An 18558-nucleotide genomic window follows, 5' to 3' on the forward strand; every position below is an offset into this window, starting at 1 on the left:
TGTAGTCTAGTCGAGTGCAGCATAAACTTAGCAAGGAACTAAATCTTCATGGGCAGAAAGGACAAGGATGGCTTCGCTGCAAGAACAATTAGCAAAACTCCAGAGCACCCAGGACTCTGATGCGCGCACTGCCCAACCGACAACTGCACAAAAAATTCGTACCATCATCGCCCGCGTCCTTGGCGAAGAACCAGAATCCATTGCTACGAGCACTCTCTTGCAAGACCTCGGCGCGAGTTCGCTCGATATCATTGAGATCGCAGTGCGCTTGGAGATTGAGTTTCCACAGCAGCTACGTAGCGACAAGGTTCGGGCAACCATGAGCATTGCTGATCTTGCAGTACTTATCGACGCCGCCCAAGGGTAACGTGCTCAGTGGGTTAACTCCTGCCAGATGTGGTCATTGGTTTGACCCCATACTTCTTTAGCCCACGGTCCAAAAGCTCGATCGGTCAGTGCTATCATTGCTCGCTTGCTAGGACGATGCAGCCACATATATGTTCCCGACTGCCCAAAATGCCCTACCACATCGCTGGGCATACTCTGCCCTGTCCAGTGTGGATTCTTTGCACCTTTGATCTCAAAGCCCAACCCCCAGTCGCAGGGTTTGTACATTCCATAGCCGGGCACGATTCCGGCTAGACCAGGAAATGTGGTGTGGCAGGCTTGTGCTACTGTCTGGTCGTCGAGAAGCTGTGGGAATAGCACCTCACGAGCAAAAAGCGTGAGGTCATAAACACTCGAGCGTGCGCCGTGCCCTGCGCTGCCGTGCAATAAAGAATTGTGCATACCCAATGGAGCGAATACTGCTTCATGGAGGTACTCGGGAAAGGGAATGTCTGTTTCGCGTTCTACTGCCGCGCTGAGTAGCTCGAAACCGTAGGAAGAATAGATGCGGCGCTGCTCAGGTTTTTTGATTGGGTCGTCTTGGCTAAAACCCACTCCTGCGGCATGAGCTAATAGGTGTTTTACTGTAGCGTCCGTGGGACCGCATGGGGTATCTAGCTCAACAACCCCTTCTGAGATGGCAATGAGAAATCCGTAGGCACATAGTAGTTTTGTGACGCTGGCTAGCTCAAAGACGCGGTGAATATCGCCAGCAGTAGCAACGAGTGCGCTTTCGACGCCATGAGCATGGGCATTATCGCCCCAGTCAAGCACTGCTGCTGCTTTGTTGGTGACGTCCCATTGTGCCAAATGTGCTTCAAGATCCATAGGGCATATTATAAGGCTCCGCGGCGATACTGCTGCGGAGCCTATGTGTGGGGCCACCCGGGCTCGAACCGGGGACCGACGGATTATGAGTCCGCAGCTCTAACCGACTGAGCTATAGCCCCTAACACCATTCTTATGTGTGATTGCTGGGCAACCGCACGCAAGACTAGAAAAGTATAACACTAGAATGCTCTCTAGTGAAAAAAGGGCAAGTAGCTTATGGACAGAAGAATAACTTTCGAGAAAAATATGCAATAAGCTGCAGATTTGCAAGTGCAAGATTGGGTAGATATAGTTTATTTCGGTTGAACGCGTTGATGCGTTTCAGCTAGATAACATTCCTCCATAGCTCAGTTGGCAGAGCATTCGACTGTTAATCGAAGGGTCACTGGTTCGAGCCCAGTTGGGGGAGCTTTCTTCTACCGCCTACAAAAGTGTAGGCGGTTTTTTGAGTTACTGCTGTGTATTATGCGCTCACCTATGCGATAGTGGGGTTTGTGTCGTCGGCTATATTGATGACTTCGGTGACTGTTGGTGTGGAACTGGTGTCGGTTTTGTTGTTGAAGTCTTGGCGACCAGGAATGACAAGTGATGAGGTGTGTCAGGCTTGGAAACAAACTGTTGAAATGACTAAGCGGATGACACTAGAGGAAACAAACGAGTAATGCACAAAGAGAATGCGGATAGGGGTAATCCCACGCAAGTGTGTTAACAGCTGACCTGCCACCACTTCCTTCCCCCTTCCTGTGCTAAAACCCGTATAGTGGTGGGCAGAAGGTTCACAATAATATGGGAGGCTATTTTCATGATTCAATTCGTCGTAGGTGCAGCTGCTGGCTATATTTTTGGTACTAAAGCAGGGCGACGCAGATATGAACAAATCAAGAAGGGCTATCACACAGCCGTTAATTCTCCTATTACTAAAAAGGCAGTGACCACCACTCGTCGGGTGATTGCTAATAAAATTGATCCACAGCCACGGATGAAGGAAGTAAAAAACATTAGGACTAAAGATAATTCCACTATTTTGGAACCAGATCACGACTAATACAAAAGCTCTTGGCTACCGCGATCTCAACACAATCGACGGTGACCAAGAGCTTTTTGTCGCACTAGACAAGCCGCACGACGCAAAACAGCGGAAATAAATTATGCCGCTACCTGGTTATTTACCTTTTTTGCAGCTTTATCTGCGATAACAGCTGCCCAGATGATTCCACCTATCGCTAAGACATAAGAGATAGCTCCGGTGGTCAAAGAAACAAATGGAACATCCTGCACAAAAAATGCTGAAATGAGTAGCACTGCGGTGAGGGCAATAACGAGCATTCCTGTCACTTTCAAGATAGGTGCGGCTTCTTTATGACCCTGCAGCCACGCTGCATCAGATTTTTTGGTTTGTGTTGTACGTAGTCCCATTATTGAATTGCGATATAGTTTTCCCGAGGTAGCTGTGTTAGGAATACTTAAGCACAATGTGCTCAATAGAATCAGTCCCACAGCAGCGATGAATACAGCAGCAATCTGCATGGTTTTTCCTTCCTTATTGTGAACGTCCCTGCTCTTTTATTGTAAATAACCGCGGTGACCTCGTAGTCCTTCGTGATGAAAGATTCATCGAACCTTTACTTTCTTTTAATTTTGCCCCTTCTTGCACCATATCGTGCTTAGTAACGTCGGCTGCCGCTGTTAGGATAGTTAATCACTTCGTGTTTTTACTACTTGTAAGAAAAGAGCTCATGTCTAGTCTTAATGATCTCCTTGAGGATCGGATTCTCCTCGATGTTAGCGCTGATAGCTGGCAAGAATCCATAAGCATTGCAGGTGAATTATTAGAGCGCAGCAATAGTATTACTGCCGCCTATACTCAGGCAATGATTGATAATGTCACTGAGAATGGTCCTTATATTGTCATTGCTCCTGGTATTGCTTTTGCTCATGCCCGCAGCTCTGACGCTGTTATACGCAGTTGTCTTTCTTTTGTGCGGCTACGTACCCCCATCACGTTTGGGCACCCCAAGAATGATCCAGTACATATAGTTTTTGCTTTGGCAGCAGCTGATTCTCACGCACATATCGACGCTATGCGCAGCCTTGCTACCCTCTTGTCTACCAAGAGCACTCGCCAAGCACTCAGCCAAGCGCAGACCCCGGAGCAGATTGCAGAGATACTTGCTGGTGGTGCCCAACCAAACACAACGAGCACAACGAGCGCACTGAAGAAGGCTCAGGCGAACGTCGAAAAGCAAGAAAGCACTGGTCACGTTTTGACCGTGTGCGGCAATGGATTGGGTACTTCGCTTTTCCTCAAAAGCACCCTCGAACAGGTGCTAGAGCGTTGGGGCTGGTCAAGCTATGTTTCGGTGGAGGCGACAGACACAATTTCTGCAAAGGGAAAAGCCCAGTCGGCTGATTTTGTTCTCACGTCCGACGCTATCGCGCGCACCTTGGGCGAGATTGGCATACCGGTGTATGTTATTGAGAATTTTTCTTCCCCACAAGAAGTAGATCATGTGCTTCGTACCATCTATGACCTTGGAGAATGACCTATGCAGATTCTAGAGTTTCTTGTTAATGAGATTTTGTCAGTGCCCGCATTTCTCATTGGTATCATCACCGCAGTCGGATTGTTTGCACTACGACGCAGTGTTGGTGATGTCATTGGTGCTGCCTTAAAAGCTGTGCTGGGTTTCATGCTCATTGGTGCAGGCGCTGGTGTAGTATCGGGCGCACTCGAACCATTGGGGGCAATGATTAATGCGGCTACCGGCGCACAAGGTGTTATTCCCACCAATGAGGCAATCGCAGGAATTGCGCAAGCAGAATATGGCTCTCAAGTAGCCTGGCTGTTGATATTAGGTTTTGGACTTAGCCTAGTCATTGCGCGTTTTACCAGCCTGAGGTATGTGTTTCTCACTGGTCACCATGCCTTATTCATGGCAACAATGCTGACCATTATCCTTGCCACCGCAGGATATAACAGTGTGACTGTGATTCTTGTCGGCGCTATTGTGCTTGCCATTATGATGGTTTCTTTGCCGGCACTATCCCAGCGATGGACCCGCACAATCACTGGCGATGATTCCATCGCAATGGGGCATTTTGGCACCTTGGGCTATGTTAGCTCGGCGTGCGTTGGCAGCGCACTGAATAAAATAGCTCGCCCCTCCCCTTCCACAGAGGATCTGCAACTGCCTTCTGGGTTAAAGTTCTTGCGTGATTCTATGGTCACTACTGCGCTTTCGATGGCACTGATGTATGTGATCATTGCGGCAATAGCACTGCCACGACTAGGCAACACGGATGCCTTTGCCATTTTTGAGCAAGAGGCCAGTTCAGTGGGTAATTACTTTATGCAGTCTGTCACCCAAGGGCTCACCTTTGGTGTTGGTGTTGCCATTATTCTTTTCGGGGTGCGTACAGTGTTGGGTGAACTGATTCCCGCATTCCAAGGCATTGCCGATAAGGTGGTTCCTGGTGCGATTCCTGCTCTTGATTGTCCGATCGTGTTCCCTTATGCACAAAACGCAGTGCTGATTGGGTTCTTTGCTTCATTCTTAGGCGGACTGCTTGGCTTGGCTGTGCTTTCTGCATGGTTATCACCCGCATTCGGTGTGGCTCTTATTTTGCCTGGTCTTGTGCCACATTTCTTTACCGGTGGTGCGGCTGGTGTGTATGGTAATGCCACTGGTGGGCGTCGGGGAGCATTTTTTGGCGCGCTGACTAATGGACTCATCATCACATTCTTACCTGCGTTTTTGATGTCTGTTTTGGGTAAGTTCAGCTCAAACACCACCACTTTTGGCGACGCCGACTTTGGTTGGTTGGGCTTGCTCATCGGATACAGCACTCACGCCGGACAGGCCGTGGGACTGATTCTCATTCTGCTCATTGGTGTTGGGGTGCTGGGGTTGGCTCTGCTTGCGCAGAAAAATCTTGCACCGCTAGCTGCTCAAGAAACACCTAAGGTATCTGCTGCTAGGCAACAGCATGATTATCCCAAAATTCCGCGCCCGCATGGGGCTCCTATTCCACCAGCCCATATTGACTATGAGTAATGACCCAAGGAGCGCCTTAGCTGCCAAAAGCTAAGTCCAATAGCTCCCGACGACGCTGCTCTAATTCCACAAGTTCGGCAAATAACGCATTGTAGGTGCGCTCATCTTCTGATGGGCGCATTCTTTGCATTTTGCCTTTGAGCAGGGCAATTTGGTTGCCGATCTGTTGCTCTTGCAATCTAGCCAATGTGGTGTCGATGTGTGGCAAGAAATCTTCTTCAGTAACGTGGAATGCTTCTACTGCAAGTTCAGATACTAATGATTTTCCTACGAGATCGAGCATATGATCGCTTACCGAGGAAATCCATTGCGCCCCTGATTGCTGCGCACTGCACCCACCAGCAGAATCAATTGCTTTTTTGAGCGCTCGGTATGTCTCATGGGTAAATACTTGTGGGGCAAGGTCGTCGAATCGCTTTCCCACAGCCTCAGGGTATTGCAGGGCAATTTTCAGACATTCGCGCTGTGTCCAAAGCCGCGGATCTTTGGGGTTGGGCAAAGATAGCACTGAGTCAGGTTGAGCGGCAGGGGCAGCATTATGAAAACGCTGTGCTTTGCGCTGTGGTGTACGGGGTTTGCGTGCTTGTGCTCGTACTTGCTGCACTACCTCATGCGGGTCTTGCCAACCAATCCACCCAGCTAATAGCCTGGCGTATTCATCTTGAAGTGGTTTGTCTTTGATACTTGCGACCACTGGAACTGTGCGGCGCAGTGCTTGTAAGCGCCCTTCCACAGAATCAAGAGAGTATTGGGCAATGAGGGTTTGGAGTGCGAACTCCACCATGGGAACCCTTGAGGCGATGAGCTCACGCACAGCACTATCACCGCGTTGCAGACGCAGGTCACAAGGATCCATTCCTTCTGGTGCCACTGAAACAAAGGATTGCCCAGTAAATTTTTGATCCCCCTCAAAAGCACGCATAGCTGCTTTTTGTCCAGCTTCATCGCCGTCGAAAGTATAGATGAGTTCCCCGCGGAAGAAGTTATCGTCAAGCATGAGCCTACGGATCATTTGCAGGTGATCATCGCCAAAAGCAGTACCACAGGCTGCTACTGCTGTGGTAATCCCTGCTGCGTGCATGGCCATCACATCGGTATAGCCCTCGACGACTACCGCCTGGTGTCTGGTAGCAATATCACGCTTTGCCACATCAAGGCCAAAGAGTACCTTTGATTTTTTATACAAGAGCGTTTCCGGGGTATTCATGTATTTACCGAGGTTATCGTCGTCGAAAAGTTTTCTGGCGCCGAATCCGATTACATCACCCGATATGTTTTTAATCGGCCAGAGTAGTCTGCGATGAAAACGATCAATGGGACCGAGTTTACCCATGCGCGATAAACCAGCAGCCTCTAGTTCCTGGAAACTAAAGCCTTGACGAAGTAACTGCTTGGTGAGAGTATCCCAGCCCTCGGGGGCATAACCGCACTCAAAGGAATAGATGAGTTCTTTAGAAAACCCACGGTTGAGTAAGAAATTACGTGCAGTGGCTGCCTGAGGGGTTTCTAATTGTTCTCGGTAAAACTTATGTGCTGCTCGGTTAGCTTCAATGAGGCGTTTACGGGTTCCAGGTTCTTCTCTGCGGGCACCAGTGGAACCGCCCTCATAGTTAATTCGGTACCCAATTTTGTCTGCGCATATTTCCACTGCCTCCGGGAAAGAAACGTGCTCCATTTCCATGAGGAAAGCAAACACATCTCCGCCTTTTCCAGTGGAAAAACAGTGGTAGTAGCCGTGTTGCGGACGTACGAAGAAAGAAGGGGTGTTTTCGTCCTTGAATGGGCTAAGCCCGCGCAACGAATCAGCACCGGCAGGCTTGAGCTGCACATACTCACCGACGACGTCCTCTAGGCTAATTCTCTCTCGAATTGCCTGCACATCAGATGCCGGTATTTTTCCTTTTCTCATATGTCTGCTCAACCTCCTTTCACCGCAGATGCCACCCTGGGCACCGCTACTACCTCACAATCCCACGTATCCCAGGCGCGTGCCGTGGATTATTCCACAGTAACTGCCTTAGCTAAATTGCGTGGCTGATCCACATCCAAGCCTTTAGCCGCAGCAACGGCACAAGCAAAAATCTGCAATGGCACAGTAGCAAGCAAAGGCTGCAACAGTGTTGGGGCTTGAGGAATCCGAATCACATGGTTAGCGTAAGCGTCTACGACTTCATCGCCTTCCTCAGCGATCACAATGGTAATCGCGCCACGTGCCCGAATCTCTTGGATATTAGACACTACCTTTGCGTGCAAAGAATTACGCCCTTTTGCAGAAGGGACAATCACAAACACGGGTTGTCCTTCTTCGATCAAGGCAATCGGACCATGTTTGAGCTCACCAGCAGCAAAACCTTCTGCGTGGAGATACGCAATTTCTTTGAGCTTCAGGGCACCTTCGAGTGCTACTGGGAAACCAACATGGCGACCAAGGAAAATCACCGAGTTAGCATTTTGCATATTCTTGCCCAGGGTTTCAATACTTGCTTTAGCATCAATGACTTGCTGAATTTTATCTGGCATGGCTTTGAGCTCACGCACAATAAGCTCAATCTCATCAGCAAACATATTGCCACGCAATTGTGCTAAATACAGACCCAGCAGATAGGATGCTGTGATTTGCGCCAAGAATGCTTTGGTCGAGGCCACTGCAATCTCTGGACCAGCATGGGTGTATAGGTTTGCGTCTGCCTCGCGTGGAATAGAGGAACCACGGGTGTTGCAGATGGCGAGTACCTTTGCGCCTTGTTCTTTAGCGTGGCGCACTGCCATGAGCGTGTCCATCGTCTCACCAGATTGAGATAACGCAACCACCAGGGTTTTCTCATTCACAATGGGGTCGCGGTAACGGAACTCATGCGCGAGCTCTACTTCAGTAGGGATACGACACCAATGCTCAATGGCGTAGCGTGCCACTTGACCAGCATAAGCAGCTGTACCACAGGCAATAACAATGATTTTGTCTATACTGCGTAGCACTGCCTCATCAATGTGGAGTTCGTCGAGAGTGAGCTTGTTATTCTCATCAAAACGCCCCATGAGGGTTTCGCGCACGGCAGTGGGTTGGTCATGAATCTCTTTGACCATGAAGAAGTCATAGCCGCCTTTTTCAGCAGCAGAAATATCCCACTCCACCACAAATTTCTTGCCCTCATCAGGGTTATTGTCAAAATCAGTAATGTCATAACCTTGTGCGGTAAGCGTAATCACTCGGTTATCTGCCAGCTCGACGACGTCTTTCGTGTATTCAATAAAACCACTGACATCAGAACTCAGGAAGAACTCGCCCTCGCCTACGCCAACCAGCAAGGGTGAACCAGAGCGCGATGCCACAATACGATCCGGGCATTGCTTATGAATAGCCAGAAGGGTAAACGCCCCCTCCAAACGCTTGCTGGTCAGGCGCATGGCATGGCTTAAATCGCCTTGAGCCTGCGCGTCGTGAGCGAAAATATCAGCTAAGAGCGTAGCTGCTACCTCTGTGTCTGTTTCAGAAACAAAGTTATAGCCTTTATCAGTGAGCTCTTTTTTTAACTCAGCATAGTTTTCAATAATGCCATTGTGGACAACAGCAACCTGACCATCGGCAACAATATGCGGATGCGCATTAGTATCACTGGGCGCACCATGAGTTGCCCAACGCGTATGCCCAATGCCAACCTGAGCACTGCCTAGTGGTGATTGGGTAATAGCGTCTTCTAAAACCGCAACTTTTCCAGTTTTTTTACAAAAAGCAATGCCCTTTTCAGAGGCAACGGCAATACCTGCGGAATCATAACCGCGATATTCCAAACGTTTAAGCCCCTGTAAAACAACATCTGAAGCTGTATATTCTGCAGCTGATTGCGAAGAGCCTACATATCCAACAATTCCACACATAGTGTCGCATTCTACTCCAAATATGCCTCTAGTGGGGCACGGCTTGGGGCTGCCAAAAGGTTCTACTAGCGTTCCAGGAACAACTATGCCACCATAGCACTATGAGTGGACAATCACGGTCACCCAAAACTACCTCAAAATTGATTGCCGGTGCTGGCACCACTGCACTCGCATTAGCCGGCATCTGGTTTGGCATTTCGCACAATAATTCCACCGATAATTCCACTAACGACGCTCATGCAACCAGCACAAAAAGCGCACGCCTACCCGCTGGTGCTACGCAATCCGCTAAGGCAGGTCGCGCAACACTCAAAAACTGTGAGCTGGATACTTTACCGGCAGAGGCCGAGGAAGTCGTAGCCGATATTTTGCAGGGTGGTCCCTATGAGTTTCCAGAGACTGATGGTTCTCACTTTGGCAACTATGAGCGCAAACTCCCCCGCCAAGGCAGTAGTTACTACCGCGAATATACCGTGGAAACCCCAGGTCTTGGGCACCGAGGGGAGAAAAGGATTGTCACAGGTGGCGGCACAGAAACCGACCCCGAGGTGTGGTACTACACTGAGGATCATTACGAGAGTTTTTGCGCCATACCTGACGCTGAGAACTAACGCTACGACTCTAGCGTGGCAGCAAAGGACTATCCCAGGAAACCCGACCACTGTGCCGCCTGAGCAGCTACCCGCTCCAAACGCGATTCTGTCATTGACGCAATTTGATCAATAATGACTCGCTCACGTTGTGCAGCAGTATCAGCCTGCTCCCACCACAGGCGAAAGAGAGGGTCAAGAGTACCAGCGCCACCTGCGGAAAAATAATCGTAGACTCTAAAAATACGGTCGCGCTGCCGATCTTGACGCGCTAAATGCGCAGGCTGATCCATCACATAGAGCACCGCAATGGTTTTGAGCAACGTCACCTCAGCCCATACCTGTTCAGGAATAACTACCGTGCCATACATTCGCCCCAATGGCTGCCCTTGAGCTGCTTCTTGGGTAGCGCTTACTACTGCTCCTACATATCTGCCCACCAACTGCGAAGTCATTGCTTTGAGCTGAGTGTAGTCACGCAACCTACCGTGGAATTCTGCGGCACTGGCTACTACGTCAAGATCGCGCAGGCGATCCGCGGCGTCGATAAGCTGCTCTGGTTCACCGCCAAAAGCTCGTGCCCCTTTATGCGCCAATGCAGCTAATTCGACGAAGTCCCACAGCACACTTAATGTGATTCTGCCAGCAATAATGCCATCTTCTACATCGTGGACGCTATACGCAATGTCATCACTAAAATCCATGACCTGAGCCTCTGCACAAGGACGGTCATCAGTATGCCCCTGGCGTATCCACGTAAGAATGTCACGGTCTTCGTCATAGCAACCATATTTTTTATTGATACTGCCATCGGTATTGGTTTTGGTGCGCGGATATTTACAGGCAGCGTCGAGAGCTGCGCGGGTGAGATTAAGCCCAAAAGAAGTATCGCTCTCGTCAAGAATCTTTGGCTCTAGGCGAGTTAAAATCCGCAGCGTTTGAGCATTTCCCTCAAAACCACCACAGTCTTGTGCGACCTGGTCGAGCGCACGCTCACCATTATGCCCATACGGTGGATGCCCAATGTCGTGAGTAAGACCAGCCATCTCGCATAAATCAGCATTTAAGCCCAACCCGCTACCGATGCCACGCGCTATTTGTGCCACTTCAAGAGAATGAGTAAGCCGAGTACGCGGCGTATCACCAATCCCAGGTGCCACTACCTGTGTTTTATCAGCTAAACGACGCAGCGCCGCAGAATGCAACACCCGCGCACGATCACGCGCAAAAGGGTGACGAGTGTCAGTGTGCGCAATGAGTACACTTCCCTTTTCCCCTTCTGAATACCGGCGCTGACAATCCTGATCAATGTAGTGGTAGCTCACCCTTGACGATTCTAGACGATTCTCGTGCCTCGCCCAGCAATCCAGCGTCGATAGACTGCAACCAGGGCGAATATATTAACCACAAGCCACATCACACCATAAATAATCGACCGAGCACTCGGATTATTGACTTTCAGCTCCCAACCAAAAGACAACACAATGAGCACAGCAAAAGTAACCAACGCGCATAATGCCACAGGCCTACGTGCAGTAATAACAACACAACCCAAAAACGCCACCACAAAGCCACAACCAGTACCAACAATAAACCACATTGCCGCCTCTACAACCGGAGTAAAGCTAGCACCAACACCTAAGAGCACATCCGTACCAGTTTCGATTGCTAACGCTGCCCCAGTACACACAGCCCCAAGCATAATGCTCACAAACGCGCCTGCATCAGCAAAAACCAAAGCAGCACAAAAACCAATCCATAACCACAACCACGGAAAAGCAACCAAAGAAATGAGAAAATCAGAACTAATCTTCGCTTCAAGAGAAGAAAGAAAAGGTAAAACTACTAAGAAACAAAGGATATAGGATATATGCGTATGTAATTTTCCATAATTGCGGTGGTTGCGGTGGTTGCGCATACTGTAATCCCTTCATAGACGCCCGACAAGCTCAGTATCACCGCCATAGGAAAGACTGTCAAAAGATATTTAAGCTATCCACCTAGCTGCACATTTCATCATGACGCGAAACAGCACTCATCACATACCACTTGAGTCAGCTAACGTAAAAAACTCCCCGTCAGCTAAGAATCATGTACTGATCCAACCAGCGGGGAGCTTTCAACTCTTAAGCAAGAATTACGCTACGCGCAAATGACCACCAGTAGTAACTTTAGGACGGTCTTTCTTCGCAACACTCTTCGCCTGCTTAGCGACGTTATCCTTCACACTTTCAGAGATAACGGTCTTAGGTGCAGGCTTGGATTCTGGTTTAGAATCGGCAGGTTTGTCCTCAGGTTTTTCTTCCTTATCCTCAGGCTCTACAACGGTGGTGACAACCTCACCCTGCTCAACCTCAGTGTCTGTGTCAGGAAGAGTTGGTGGAACAACAGGCTTAACTGGTTCCTCACGTTCTTCAGGACGCTCAGCTGGCTTCACAGGTTTCTCCTGTTCAGGCTCCTCAGAAGGAGTAGGTTCCTGAGTTTCCTCACTTGGAGTTGACTCCTCAGACTCCTGTGGTTCTTCGCTAGAAGTTGGCTCCTCTGTTTCCTTAGAAGGCTTAGCAGGATCAACCTCCTCTTCCTCAGAAGGAGTAGGTTCCTGGGTTTCCTCACTTGGTGTTGGTTCCTCAGACTCTACAGGCTCCTCACTAGGTGGAACCTCAGATTCTTCGTCAGGACACAGCGTAATATGCTGGAAACCCTGATCACAGTTATCCTCAGCACCTTTGAGCGAACCAAAATAATTCACCGCAGGATTCAAGTGAAGATTAAACGTATTTACATACTTCTCATATCTATCACCACCAGCCTCGATATCGTTACCAATCATGTCAAAACGATTCGTATTACGAGTAACAGCACAGGTTCCCACACTCGTCAAACCATGGCGAGTACCCTGATCAGCATACAAAGCAGCAATCTTCTCATTCTCCAAAGCGATTTCTTTGTTGCGCTGCTCAATCTCTGCTTTACGAGCTGAAGAAGCAGACTCATCCTCAGGAATCATCGGAATAGACGCAGGAGGCAACTCATTAGTAAGCCCCCAGTGATAATCTTTCAGACTCTGACACCCCTCCTCAGCGCTACCAAACACATCTTGGCTAGAGCATTTCCACATCACATTATCAACGCGAATCGGAATATAGGTATCTTCACCAACAGCCTCCACAGTACCGGTGACCTCAAAAGTATAGACACCACCCACACTGCCCAAACTAATCTGGTAGAAATTCCACTCAGGCTGATACGAAAAAGACGAAGGATTCACACCACGAGGCTGCCCTAACTTCTCTGATTCCTCGGCAGTAAACTTATAAAACGGAGTAATACCATACGTAGCATCACGCTCAACATTAGATAAATCTAATTCAGAACTATCCTTGATAGGAACCTGATAATCAACCATACGCACAGGCATAAAACTCGTATAAAGATCTATATCTTCGTTAGGCTTAACAGGCATATGCGTCAATTTGATAGACACGTCTTTGACCGTAGATGGGATCATGATCTGTGCATTCTTCGAGGTTTGGATTTGATCCTCACCCATCGCCAATGGCGCTACCTGCACTTGCCAAGTAACCTGTGTTTCATCCCCCACTTGCTTTACACAGGTAGAACCAGTGTCACAGTTCACACCACCCCAAAAACCATGAACATTATCGTAGCCACCACCGGCTAATACCGAGGGGGGGGGGCTAGAAAACCCGCACCAAGCACACTTACGGCAACAACCGCCGCAGCACGCTTAGCAAAACGTTGTAAAAACATATTTCCTCTATTCTCCTAGGAAAAAGAACAAAAACACTTCTCAAATTCCCCTCAACCCCAAAACACAAAGCTGAGAAAAACCTAAAAGCATTTCTCATCATAACCCAAGATATAAAGAAAGTCCTAGCACCAACTGGCACTAGGACTCCACAGAAGAACAGGCGGTGACAGGCAAGCAAACAGACAAACAGGGCAAGGAAGTTACTTAAGCGATTTCTGTATCTACATCGTGCTCAATAGATGGAGCAGATTTTCGTCCTAAAAACTGACTCAGCCCAATGAGAAACGTCGCAATAGCTATTGCAGTCCAAACGATGACAGAGAACGCGTATCCCACACGATCTGCACTATATCCACCCAAGATTGCTCCTAGTGGAACCACCGCCATAACAAACGTTCGCATTGAAGAAAGTCCCACGCCGATTTTCCCTTGAGGCAGCTGGCTAACAAAGTAGTTCATTGCGGAGACGTTGATGAACGTGGCTGCTATCGACCACAGTGCGCCCGAAATTGCCGTGAAAATGAATGCTGGCGCGTCACAAATAACCACGAACAGAAAAAACAGTGCTGAGAGCACCTGACCAAAAGTTGCTAGCGTAATCATTTTTGCGAAATCGAAACGGTCAATGAGTCGTACTACCAACACTGATGCAAAAAGAGCTGCAAGGGCGTCGATTATGTTCAGGGTTGAAAAGCCCGACGGATTCATTCCTACTTCCCGCAGCAAGAACAGTGATTGTGGAGAGTCGATAAAGGCCAATCCAAGGTTTCCTGCGGCAATGAGTAGTACCGGTATCAGACGTTCCTTACTCTGTGCAATGAATAAGAAGCCGCTAAGAAGCGTTCCTTTACCGTCAGTGTCCTCTAGCTGGCTAGAGCTTTCGTCAATGTTAGTATCGCTAACATTCTGAACCATTCTTCTTACCGGGAATGCAATCATTGCTAGGGCACACATCGCGAGTGCTGCTGCCCCAATATATCCTTCCCTATAGAATTCCCCTGCTGCAATCAGTGCTACCACACCAGGGGCAGCAATACCGATCATCTTGTCTGCAGATTCAAGCTGGGCAACTAGCTTGGAATTTCCCACAATTTTTTGGATTGATACCGCTGTAATTATTTGAGAGTTGTCGATGAAAATACCGACAAACGATTGAAGAACCTGAAGAACCAGAATGGTCCAAAATGACAATCCTCCAGACAAATAAAGAAAAGCGAATGCCGTGAGGAGAGCAGCCTTAACCGTCAAGGCGTAAATCAATACCTTAATCGGGTCTAAAGAGTCGACCAACTTCCCAATGGGTACAGCGGAAACTAAGTACAAGACAATCGAGAGAGAACTCAGAAATCCCAGCTCCGTACCCGTGAATCCAAGCTGATTTACTACGACAAGCTGCGTTATTAGATCTACAGTGCGTCCGGCGAAAGCGTCGAACATATTGGAACTGGCATAGTATCGTTCAATACGTCTCATACTTTTCCTCGCTGATCAATCGTGACTGTAACTCAAAACGCCCGTTAGGGCATGCAATAAACGTAGCAAAGCGCGGTTGGCTAAAGACTTTTCTCTTGAATCTAACCTAGCTGGAAAACTCCCATCAGAACCTAAGAAACACAGAAAAGTCCTAGCACTGGTTAGTGCCAGGACTTTTAGATTTCTAAGGAACAGGATTACGCTGCGCGCAGATGTCCGCCAGTAGTAACTTTAGGACGGTCTTTCTTCGCTACAGTCTTAGCCTGCTTAGCGACGTTATCCTTTACACTTTCAGAGATAACGGTCTTAGGTGCAGGCTTAGATTCAGGCTTAGAATCGGCAGGTTTGTCCTGCTCAGATTGAGCAGATGGTACAAACTTACTCTCAGAAGAAACAGGTTCTTCACTAGAAATAGGTTCTCCAGGCTCCTGTGATTTCTTAGAAGATGTAGGCTCCTCAGATTCCTGTGGCTCATCACTAGAAGTTGGTTCCTCAGTGTCCTTAGAAGGCTTAGCAGGATCAACCTCCTCCTTTTCAGTTACAGGTGTAGGCTCTTCACTAGGCGGCACCTCAGACTCCTCATCAGGACAAAGAGTAATATGCTGGAAACCCTGGTCACAATTATCCTCAGCGTCAAGCAAAGGACCCCAGTAGTTGATAGCAGGATTCAAGGCAAGACCAAACACCTCCTGATAAGCACCATATTTACCCGGAGCAGCAGCTTCAATATCAGTATCAATAATGTCAAACCGATCTGTATTCTGTGTCACCGCACAGGTTCCCACACCAGTTAAACCATCAGCAGTACCCTGTTTTTTATATAAGTCAATAATCTTGTTACGAGTATCCTCAGACTGCTCAGCAGTTGTCACAGGAGGCAATTCACCACTACGAGCCCAATCATAATTACGCTTCAGCGGTGCACACCCTTCCTCAGCACTACCAGGTCCACCCCCCTCTTTATGACACTTCCACAAGGTATTATCTGCACGAATCGGAATATAGGTATCCTCGCCAACAGATTCCACCGTACCGGTAACCTCAAAGGTATAAATACCCATTTCATTCAGACCAACTTGGTAGAAATCCCAATCAGGCTGGTTCTCAAAAGTAGAAGGCTCCACACCATACGTCGTAACAGAATCTTCAACTTCACTCAACGAACCATAAGGATTCTTCACAAATGACGACAATCTATACGTGTCATTATCAATCAGATACGGTATCCCTTTATTGTCCGTCTCGAAAGAATCGACAATAGGAACCTGATAACTCACCTCTTGTGCAGGGACAGAATAGTTATATACCACTTCAGGATGATCTACCTCAACGATATTGCCCTCTACATCATGCCATTCACCGTCGTCATACGAAAAAATCAGTGGCATATACACCAAGTTAATCGACACATCTTTGACTGTAGATGGGATCATAATTTGCGCACCACGAGAGGTTTGGATGTGATCCTCAGACATCACCAACGGTGATAACTGCACTTTCCAGGTGACCTGTGTTTCATCCCCCACTTGCTTTACACAGGTAGAACCAGTATCACAGTTCGCACCACCCCACGAACCATTAATATTGGCACTGCCGCCAACATTGGCTAATACCGAGGGGGGGGGCTAGAAAACCCGCACCAAGCATACTTACGGCAACAACCGCCGCAGCACGCTTAGCAAAACGATTCAACAACATTATTTCCTCTATTCTCCTAGGAAAAAGAACAAAAAAGCACTTTCCAAGCCATCCTCAACCACACAAAGCTGAGAAAAACCTAAAAGCGTTTCCCATCATAACCCAAGATATAAAGAAAGTCCTAGCACCAATGGTGCTAGGACTCTTGCATAAAACAAAAATTACGCTGCGCGCAGATGTCCGCCAGTAGTAACTTTAGGACGGTCTTTCTTCGCAACAGTCTTAGCCTGCTTAGCGACGTTATCCTTCACACTTTCAGAAATAACAGTCTTAGGCTCAGGCTTAGACTCAGGCTTAGACTCAGCAGGTTCTTCCTTATCCTCAGGCTCTACCACTGTGGTAACAACCTCACCCTGCTCAACCTCAGTGTCTGTATCAGGAAGAGTTGGCGGAACAACAGGAATCTTAGGCTCCTCACGCTCCTCAGGATACTCAGCTGGCTTCACAGGCTTAACCTGCTCAGACTCCTGTGGTTCCTCACTAGAAGTTGGCTCCTCTGTTTCCTTAGAAGGTTTAGCAGGCTCAACCTCCTCTTCCTCAGAAGGAGTAGGCTCTTCAGATTCCTGTGGCTCCTCAGAAGGCGTTGGTTCCTCAGACTCTACAGGCTCCTTGCTAGGCGGCACCTCAGTCTCCTCATCAGGACACAACGTAATATGCTGGAAGCCCTGATCACAGTTATCCTCACGACCAAGCTGTGAACCATAATAATTCACCGCAGGATTCAAGCGAAGATTAAACGTCTCGCTATACTTCCGATAGCGACTACTAAAGTAATCAGGATAAAGATCAACACTAATCGTATCAAGACGATCCGTATTCAACGTCACCTCACAAGTACCCACACCAGTCACACCATGTTTCGAGCCTTGATTCTCGTATAATTCCACAATCTCTTCATGGGTATATTCAGACTGCTCTTTCGTCATCACAGGAGGCAACTCACCTGTACGACCCCACTCATAATCTTTCAGACTCTGACAACCCTCTTCAGCGCTACCAAACACATCTTCACTAGAGCATTTCCACATCAAGTTATCAACGCGAATCGGCACATACGTATCCTCACCAACAGCCTCAACAGTACCGGTGACCTCAAAAGTATAAACACCAGCATTCATCCCCAAACTAATCTGGTAAAAATTCCACTCAGGCTGATCAGCAAAAGACGAAGGCTCAACACCACGAGGCTGATTCAACTTCTCTGATTCCTCAGCAGTGAACTTATAAAACGGAGTAACACCATACGTAGCATCACGCTCAACATTGGATAGATCCAATTCAGAACTATCCTTGATGGGAACCTCATAATCCACTTCCTGCACAGGAGCAAACTTTAACTCAGCAATAAATTCCCCATCATCTTCAAGAGCCCCTCCTACAGTATTGCCCTGAATATCTTTCCCATAGCGTTTATCAGGATCCTCCCCCTTGGACTCATCACCAGGCTCAAGGCGTGTAGGCATATGAGTTAAACGAATAGAAGTCACATCAACCGTGGCAGGCACCATAATTTCAGCACCCTTCGAGGTCTGTATATGATCCTCAGCTTGCACTAATGGTGCTACCTGTACTTGCCAGGTAACCTCTGCTTTATCACCAATTTTTTTCACACAGGTAGTACCGGTATCACAGTTCACACCGCCCCAATAACCATGAACATTCTCAGCTCCGCCGGCTAATACCGAGGGGGGGGGGCTAGAAAACTCGAACCAAGCATACTCACGGCAACCACAGCCGCAGCACGCTTAGCAAAACGATTCAACAACATTATTTCTCTCCTAGGAAAAAGAACAAAAAACACTTTCCAGATTCCCCTCAGCCCCAAAACACAAAGCTGAGAAAAACCTAAAAGCACACTCATCATAACCACAAGTTC

General features: G+C 48.2%; 17 protein-coding genes and 2 tRNA genes. 8 read left to right on the plus strand and 11 right to left on the minus strand.

The window, feature by feature from the left end; all coding sequences use genetic code 11:
* Positions 1–67: 67 nt before the first annotated feature.
* Entirely contained in the window at positions 68–367 is a 300-nt protein-coding gene (locus EML15_RS02565) for an acyl carrier protein (protein WP_144273273.1), read from the plus strand.
* 5 nt (positions 368–372) lie between these two features.
* On the opposite strand, the gene EML15_RS02570 is transcribed toward EML15_RS02565, so the two are convergent.
* Both EML15_RS02570 and EML15_RS02575 read right to left on the minus strand, forming a co-directional pair.
* Entirely contained in the window at positions 373–1215 is an 843-nt protein-coding gene (locus EML15_RS02570) for a serine hydrolase (RefSeq protein WP_144273274.1), read from the minus strand.
* A gap of 48 nt (positions 1216–1263) precedes the next feature.
* Positions 1264–1337 (minus strand) — tRNA-Ile (locus EML15_RS02575).
* A gap of 217 nt (positions 1338–1554) precedes the next feature.
* Here EML15_RS02575 and EML15_RS02580 point away from each other — a divergent pair.
* From EML15_RS02580 to EML15_RS02590, 3 genes are all read left to right on the plus strand, one after another.
* Positions 1555–1627: transfer RNA gene (locus tag EML15_RS02580), tRNA-Asn, on the plus strand.
* 85 nt (positions 1628–1712) lie between these two features.
* Entirely contained in the window at positions 1713–1880 is a 168-nt protein-coding gene (locus tag EML15_RS02585; protein ID WP_185967145.1) for a hypothetical protein, read from the plus strand.
* A 140-nt stretch (positions 1881–2020) separates the two neighbouring features.
* Complete coding sequence (locus EML15_RS02590) at positions 2021–2263, plus strand: hypothetical protein (RefSeq protein WP_144273275.1); 243 nt, start codon at positions 2021–2023, stop codon at positions 2261–2263.
* A 101-nt stretch (positions 2264–2364) separates the two neighbouring features.
* On the opposite strand, the gene EML15_RS02595 is transcribed toward EML15_RS02590, so the two are convergent.
* Positions 2365–2745 carry an SdpI family protein gene (locus EML15_RS02595; RefSeq protein WP_144273276.1) on the minus strand — a complete coding sequence of 127 codons (381 nt, stop codon included), beginning with the start codon at positions 2743–2745 and terminating at the stop codon, positions 2365–2367.
* A 209-nt stretch (positions 2746–2954) separates the two neighbouring features.
* Here EML15_RS02595 and EML15_RS02600 point away from each other — a divergent pair, with 209 nt between their 5' ends.
* A complete protein-coding gene (locus tag EML15_RS02600) occupies positions 2955–3761 on the plus strand; it encodes a PTS sugar transporter subunit IIA (RefSeq protein WP_144273277.1) in 807 nt (268 codons plus the stop codon).
* Positions 3762–3764: 3 nt separating this feature from the next.
* The gene (locus EML15_RS02605) at positions 3765–5273 is read left to right on the plus strand and encodes a PTS ascorbate transporter subunit IIC (protein ID WP_144273278.1); all 1509 of its coding nucleotides are present in this window, start codon (positions 3765–3767) and stop codon (positions 5271–5273) included.
* Between the two features lie 16 nt (positions 5274–5289).
* On the opposite strand, the gene dnaG is transcribed toward EML15_RS02605, so the two are convergent.
* Positions 5290–7182 (minus strand): DNA primase, encoded by a 1893-nt coding sequence (gene dnaG / locus EML15_RS02610; RefSeq protein WP_144273279.1) that lies wholly within the window; start codon positions 7180–7182, stop codon positions 5290–5292.
* Between dnaG and EML15_RS10185 the strand changes: the two genes are divergently transcribed.
* Positions 7183–7311: a hypothetical protein gene (locus EML15_RS10185; RefSeq protein WP_255455971.1), complete on the plus strand. Its 129-nt coding sequence runs from the start codon at positions 7183–7185 to the stop codon at positions 7309–7311. It abuts the gene before it with no gap.
* On the opposite strand, the gene glmS is transcribed toward EML15_RS10185, so the two are convergent.
* On the minus strand, positions 7272–9149 hold the full coding sequence (glmS, locus tag EML15_RS02615; RefSeq protein ID WP_144273280.1) for a glutamine--fructose-6-phosphate transaminase (isomerizing): 1878 nt from the start codon (positions 9147–9149) through the stop codon (positions 7272–7274). The genes EML15_RS10185 and glmS overlap by 40 nt on opposite strands.
* Before the next feature lie 101 nt (positions 9150–9250).
* Here glmS and EML15_RS02620 point away from each other — a divergent pair, with 101 nt between their 5' ends.
* Positions 9251–9760: a ribonuclease domain-containing protein gene (locus EML15_RS02620; RefSeq protein WP_144273281.1), complete on the plus strand. Its 510-nt coding sequence runs from the start codon at positions 9251–9253 to the stop codon at positions 9758–9760.
* A 29-nt stretch (positions 9761–9789) separates the two neighbouring features.
* Here EML15_RS02620 and EML15_RS02625 read toward each other — a convergent pair whose 3' ends face one another.
* The 6 genes from EML15_RS02625 to EML15_RS02650 form a co-directional block, all read right to left on the minus strand.
* A complete protein-coding gene (locus EML15_RS02625) occupies positions 9790–11064 on the minus strand; it encodes a deoxyguanosinetriphosphate triphosphohydrolase (protein WP_144273282.1) in 1275 nt (424 codons plus the stop codon).
* A gap of 11 nt (positions 11065–11075) precedes the next feature.
* Entirely contained in the window at positions 11076–11657 is a 582-nt protein-coding gene (locus EML15_RS02630) for a hypothetical protein (RefSeq protein ID WP_144273283.1), read from the minus strand.
* 219 nt (positions 11658–11876) lie between these two features.
* Positions 11877–13340 carry a hypothetical protein gene (locus tag EML15_RS02635; RefSeq protein WP_144273284.1) on the minus strand — a complete coding sequence of 488 codons (1464 nt, stop codon included), beginning with the start codon at positions 13338–13340 and terminating at the stop codon, positions 11877–11879.
* Positions 13341–13715: 375 nt separating this feature from the next.
* Entirely contained in the window at positions 13716–14984 is a 1269-nt protein-coding gene (locus EML15_RS02640) for an MFS transporter (protein ID WP_144273285.1), read from the minus strand.
* 197 nt (positions 14985–15181) lie between these two features.
* Positions 15182–16510, minus strand: coding sequence for a hypothetical protein (locus tag EML15_RS02645; protein ID WP_144273286.1), 1329 nt, complete (start codon positions 16508–16510; stop codon positions 15182–15184).
* 333 nt (positions 16511–16843) lie between these two features.
* A complete protein-coding gene (locus EML15_RS02650) occupies positions 16844–18319 on the minus strand; it encodes a hypothetical protein (RefSeq protein WP_144273287.1) in 1476 nt (491 codons plus the stop codon).
* Positions 18320–18558 lie beyond the last annotated feature (239 nt).

Origin of the sequence: Corynebacterium sp. sy017 (assembly GCF_017918135.1) — a bacterium.
Classification (GTDB): domain Bacteria; phylum Actinomycetota; class Actinomycetes; order Mycobacteriales; family Mycobacteriaceae; genus Corynebacterium.

What these genes read in the sequence shown, in the direction of transcription:
- EML15_RS02565 (WP_144273273.1), top strand. Translation starts at nt 68, where the DNA reads ATGGCTTCGCTGCAAGAACAATTAGCAAAACTCCAGAGCACCCAGGAC.
- EML15_RS02570 (WP_144273274.1), bottom strand. Translation starts at nt 1,215, where the DNA reads ATGGATCTTGAAGCACATTTGGCACAATGGGACGTCACCAACAAAGCA.
- EML15_RS02590 (WP_144273275.1), top strand. Translation starts at nt 2,021, where the DNA reads ATGATTCAATTCGTCGTAGGTGCAGCTGCTGGCTATATTTTTGGTACT.
- EML15_RS02595 (WP_144273276.1), bottom strand. Translation starts at nt 2,745, where the DNA reads ATGCAGATTGCTGCTGTATTCATCGCTGCTGTGGGACTGATTCTATTG.
- EML15_RS02600 (WP_144273277.1), top strand. Translation starts at nt 2,955, where the DNA reads ATGTCTAGTCTTAATGATCTCCTTGAGGATCGGATTCTCCTCGATGTT.
- EML15_RS02605 (WP_144273278.1), top strand. Translation starts at nt 3,765, where the DNA reads ATGCAGATTCTAGAGTTTCTTGTTAATGAGATTTTGTCAGTGCCCGCA.
- dnaG (WP_144273279.1), bottom strand. Translation starts at nt 7,182, where the DNA reads ATGAGAAAAGGAAAAATACCGGCATCTGATGTGCAGGCAATTCGAGAG.
- EML15_RS10185 (WP_255455971.1), top strand. Translation starts at nt 7,183, where the DNA reads ATGTCTGCTCAACCTCCTTTCACCGCAGATGCCACCCTGGGCACCGCT.
- glmS (WP_144273280.1), bottom strand. Translation starts at nt 9,149, where the DNA reads ATGTGTGGAATTGTTGGATATGTAGGCTCTTCGCAATCAGCTGCAGAA.
- EML15_RS02620 (WP_144273281.1), top strand. Translation starts at nt 9,251, where the DNA reads ATGAGTGGACAATCACGGTCACCCAAAACTACCTCAAAATTGATTGCC.
- EML15_RS02630 (WP_144273283.1), bottom strand. Translation starts at nt 11,657, where the DNA reads ATGCGCAACCACCGCAACCACCGCAATTATGGAAAATTACATACGCAT.
- EML15_RS02640 (WP_144273285.1), bottom strand. Translation starts at nt 14,984, where the DNA reads ATGAGACGTATTGAACGATACTATGCCAGTTCCAATATGTTCGACGCT.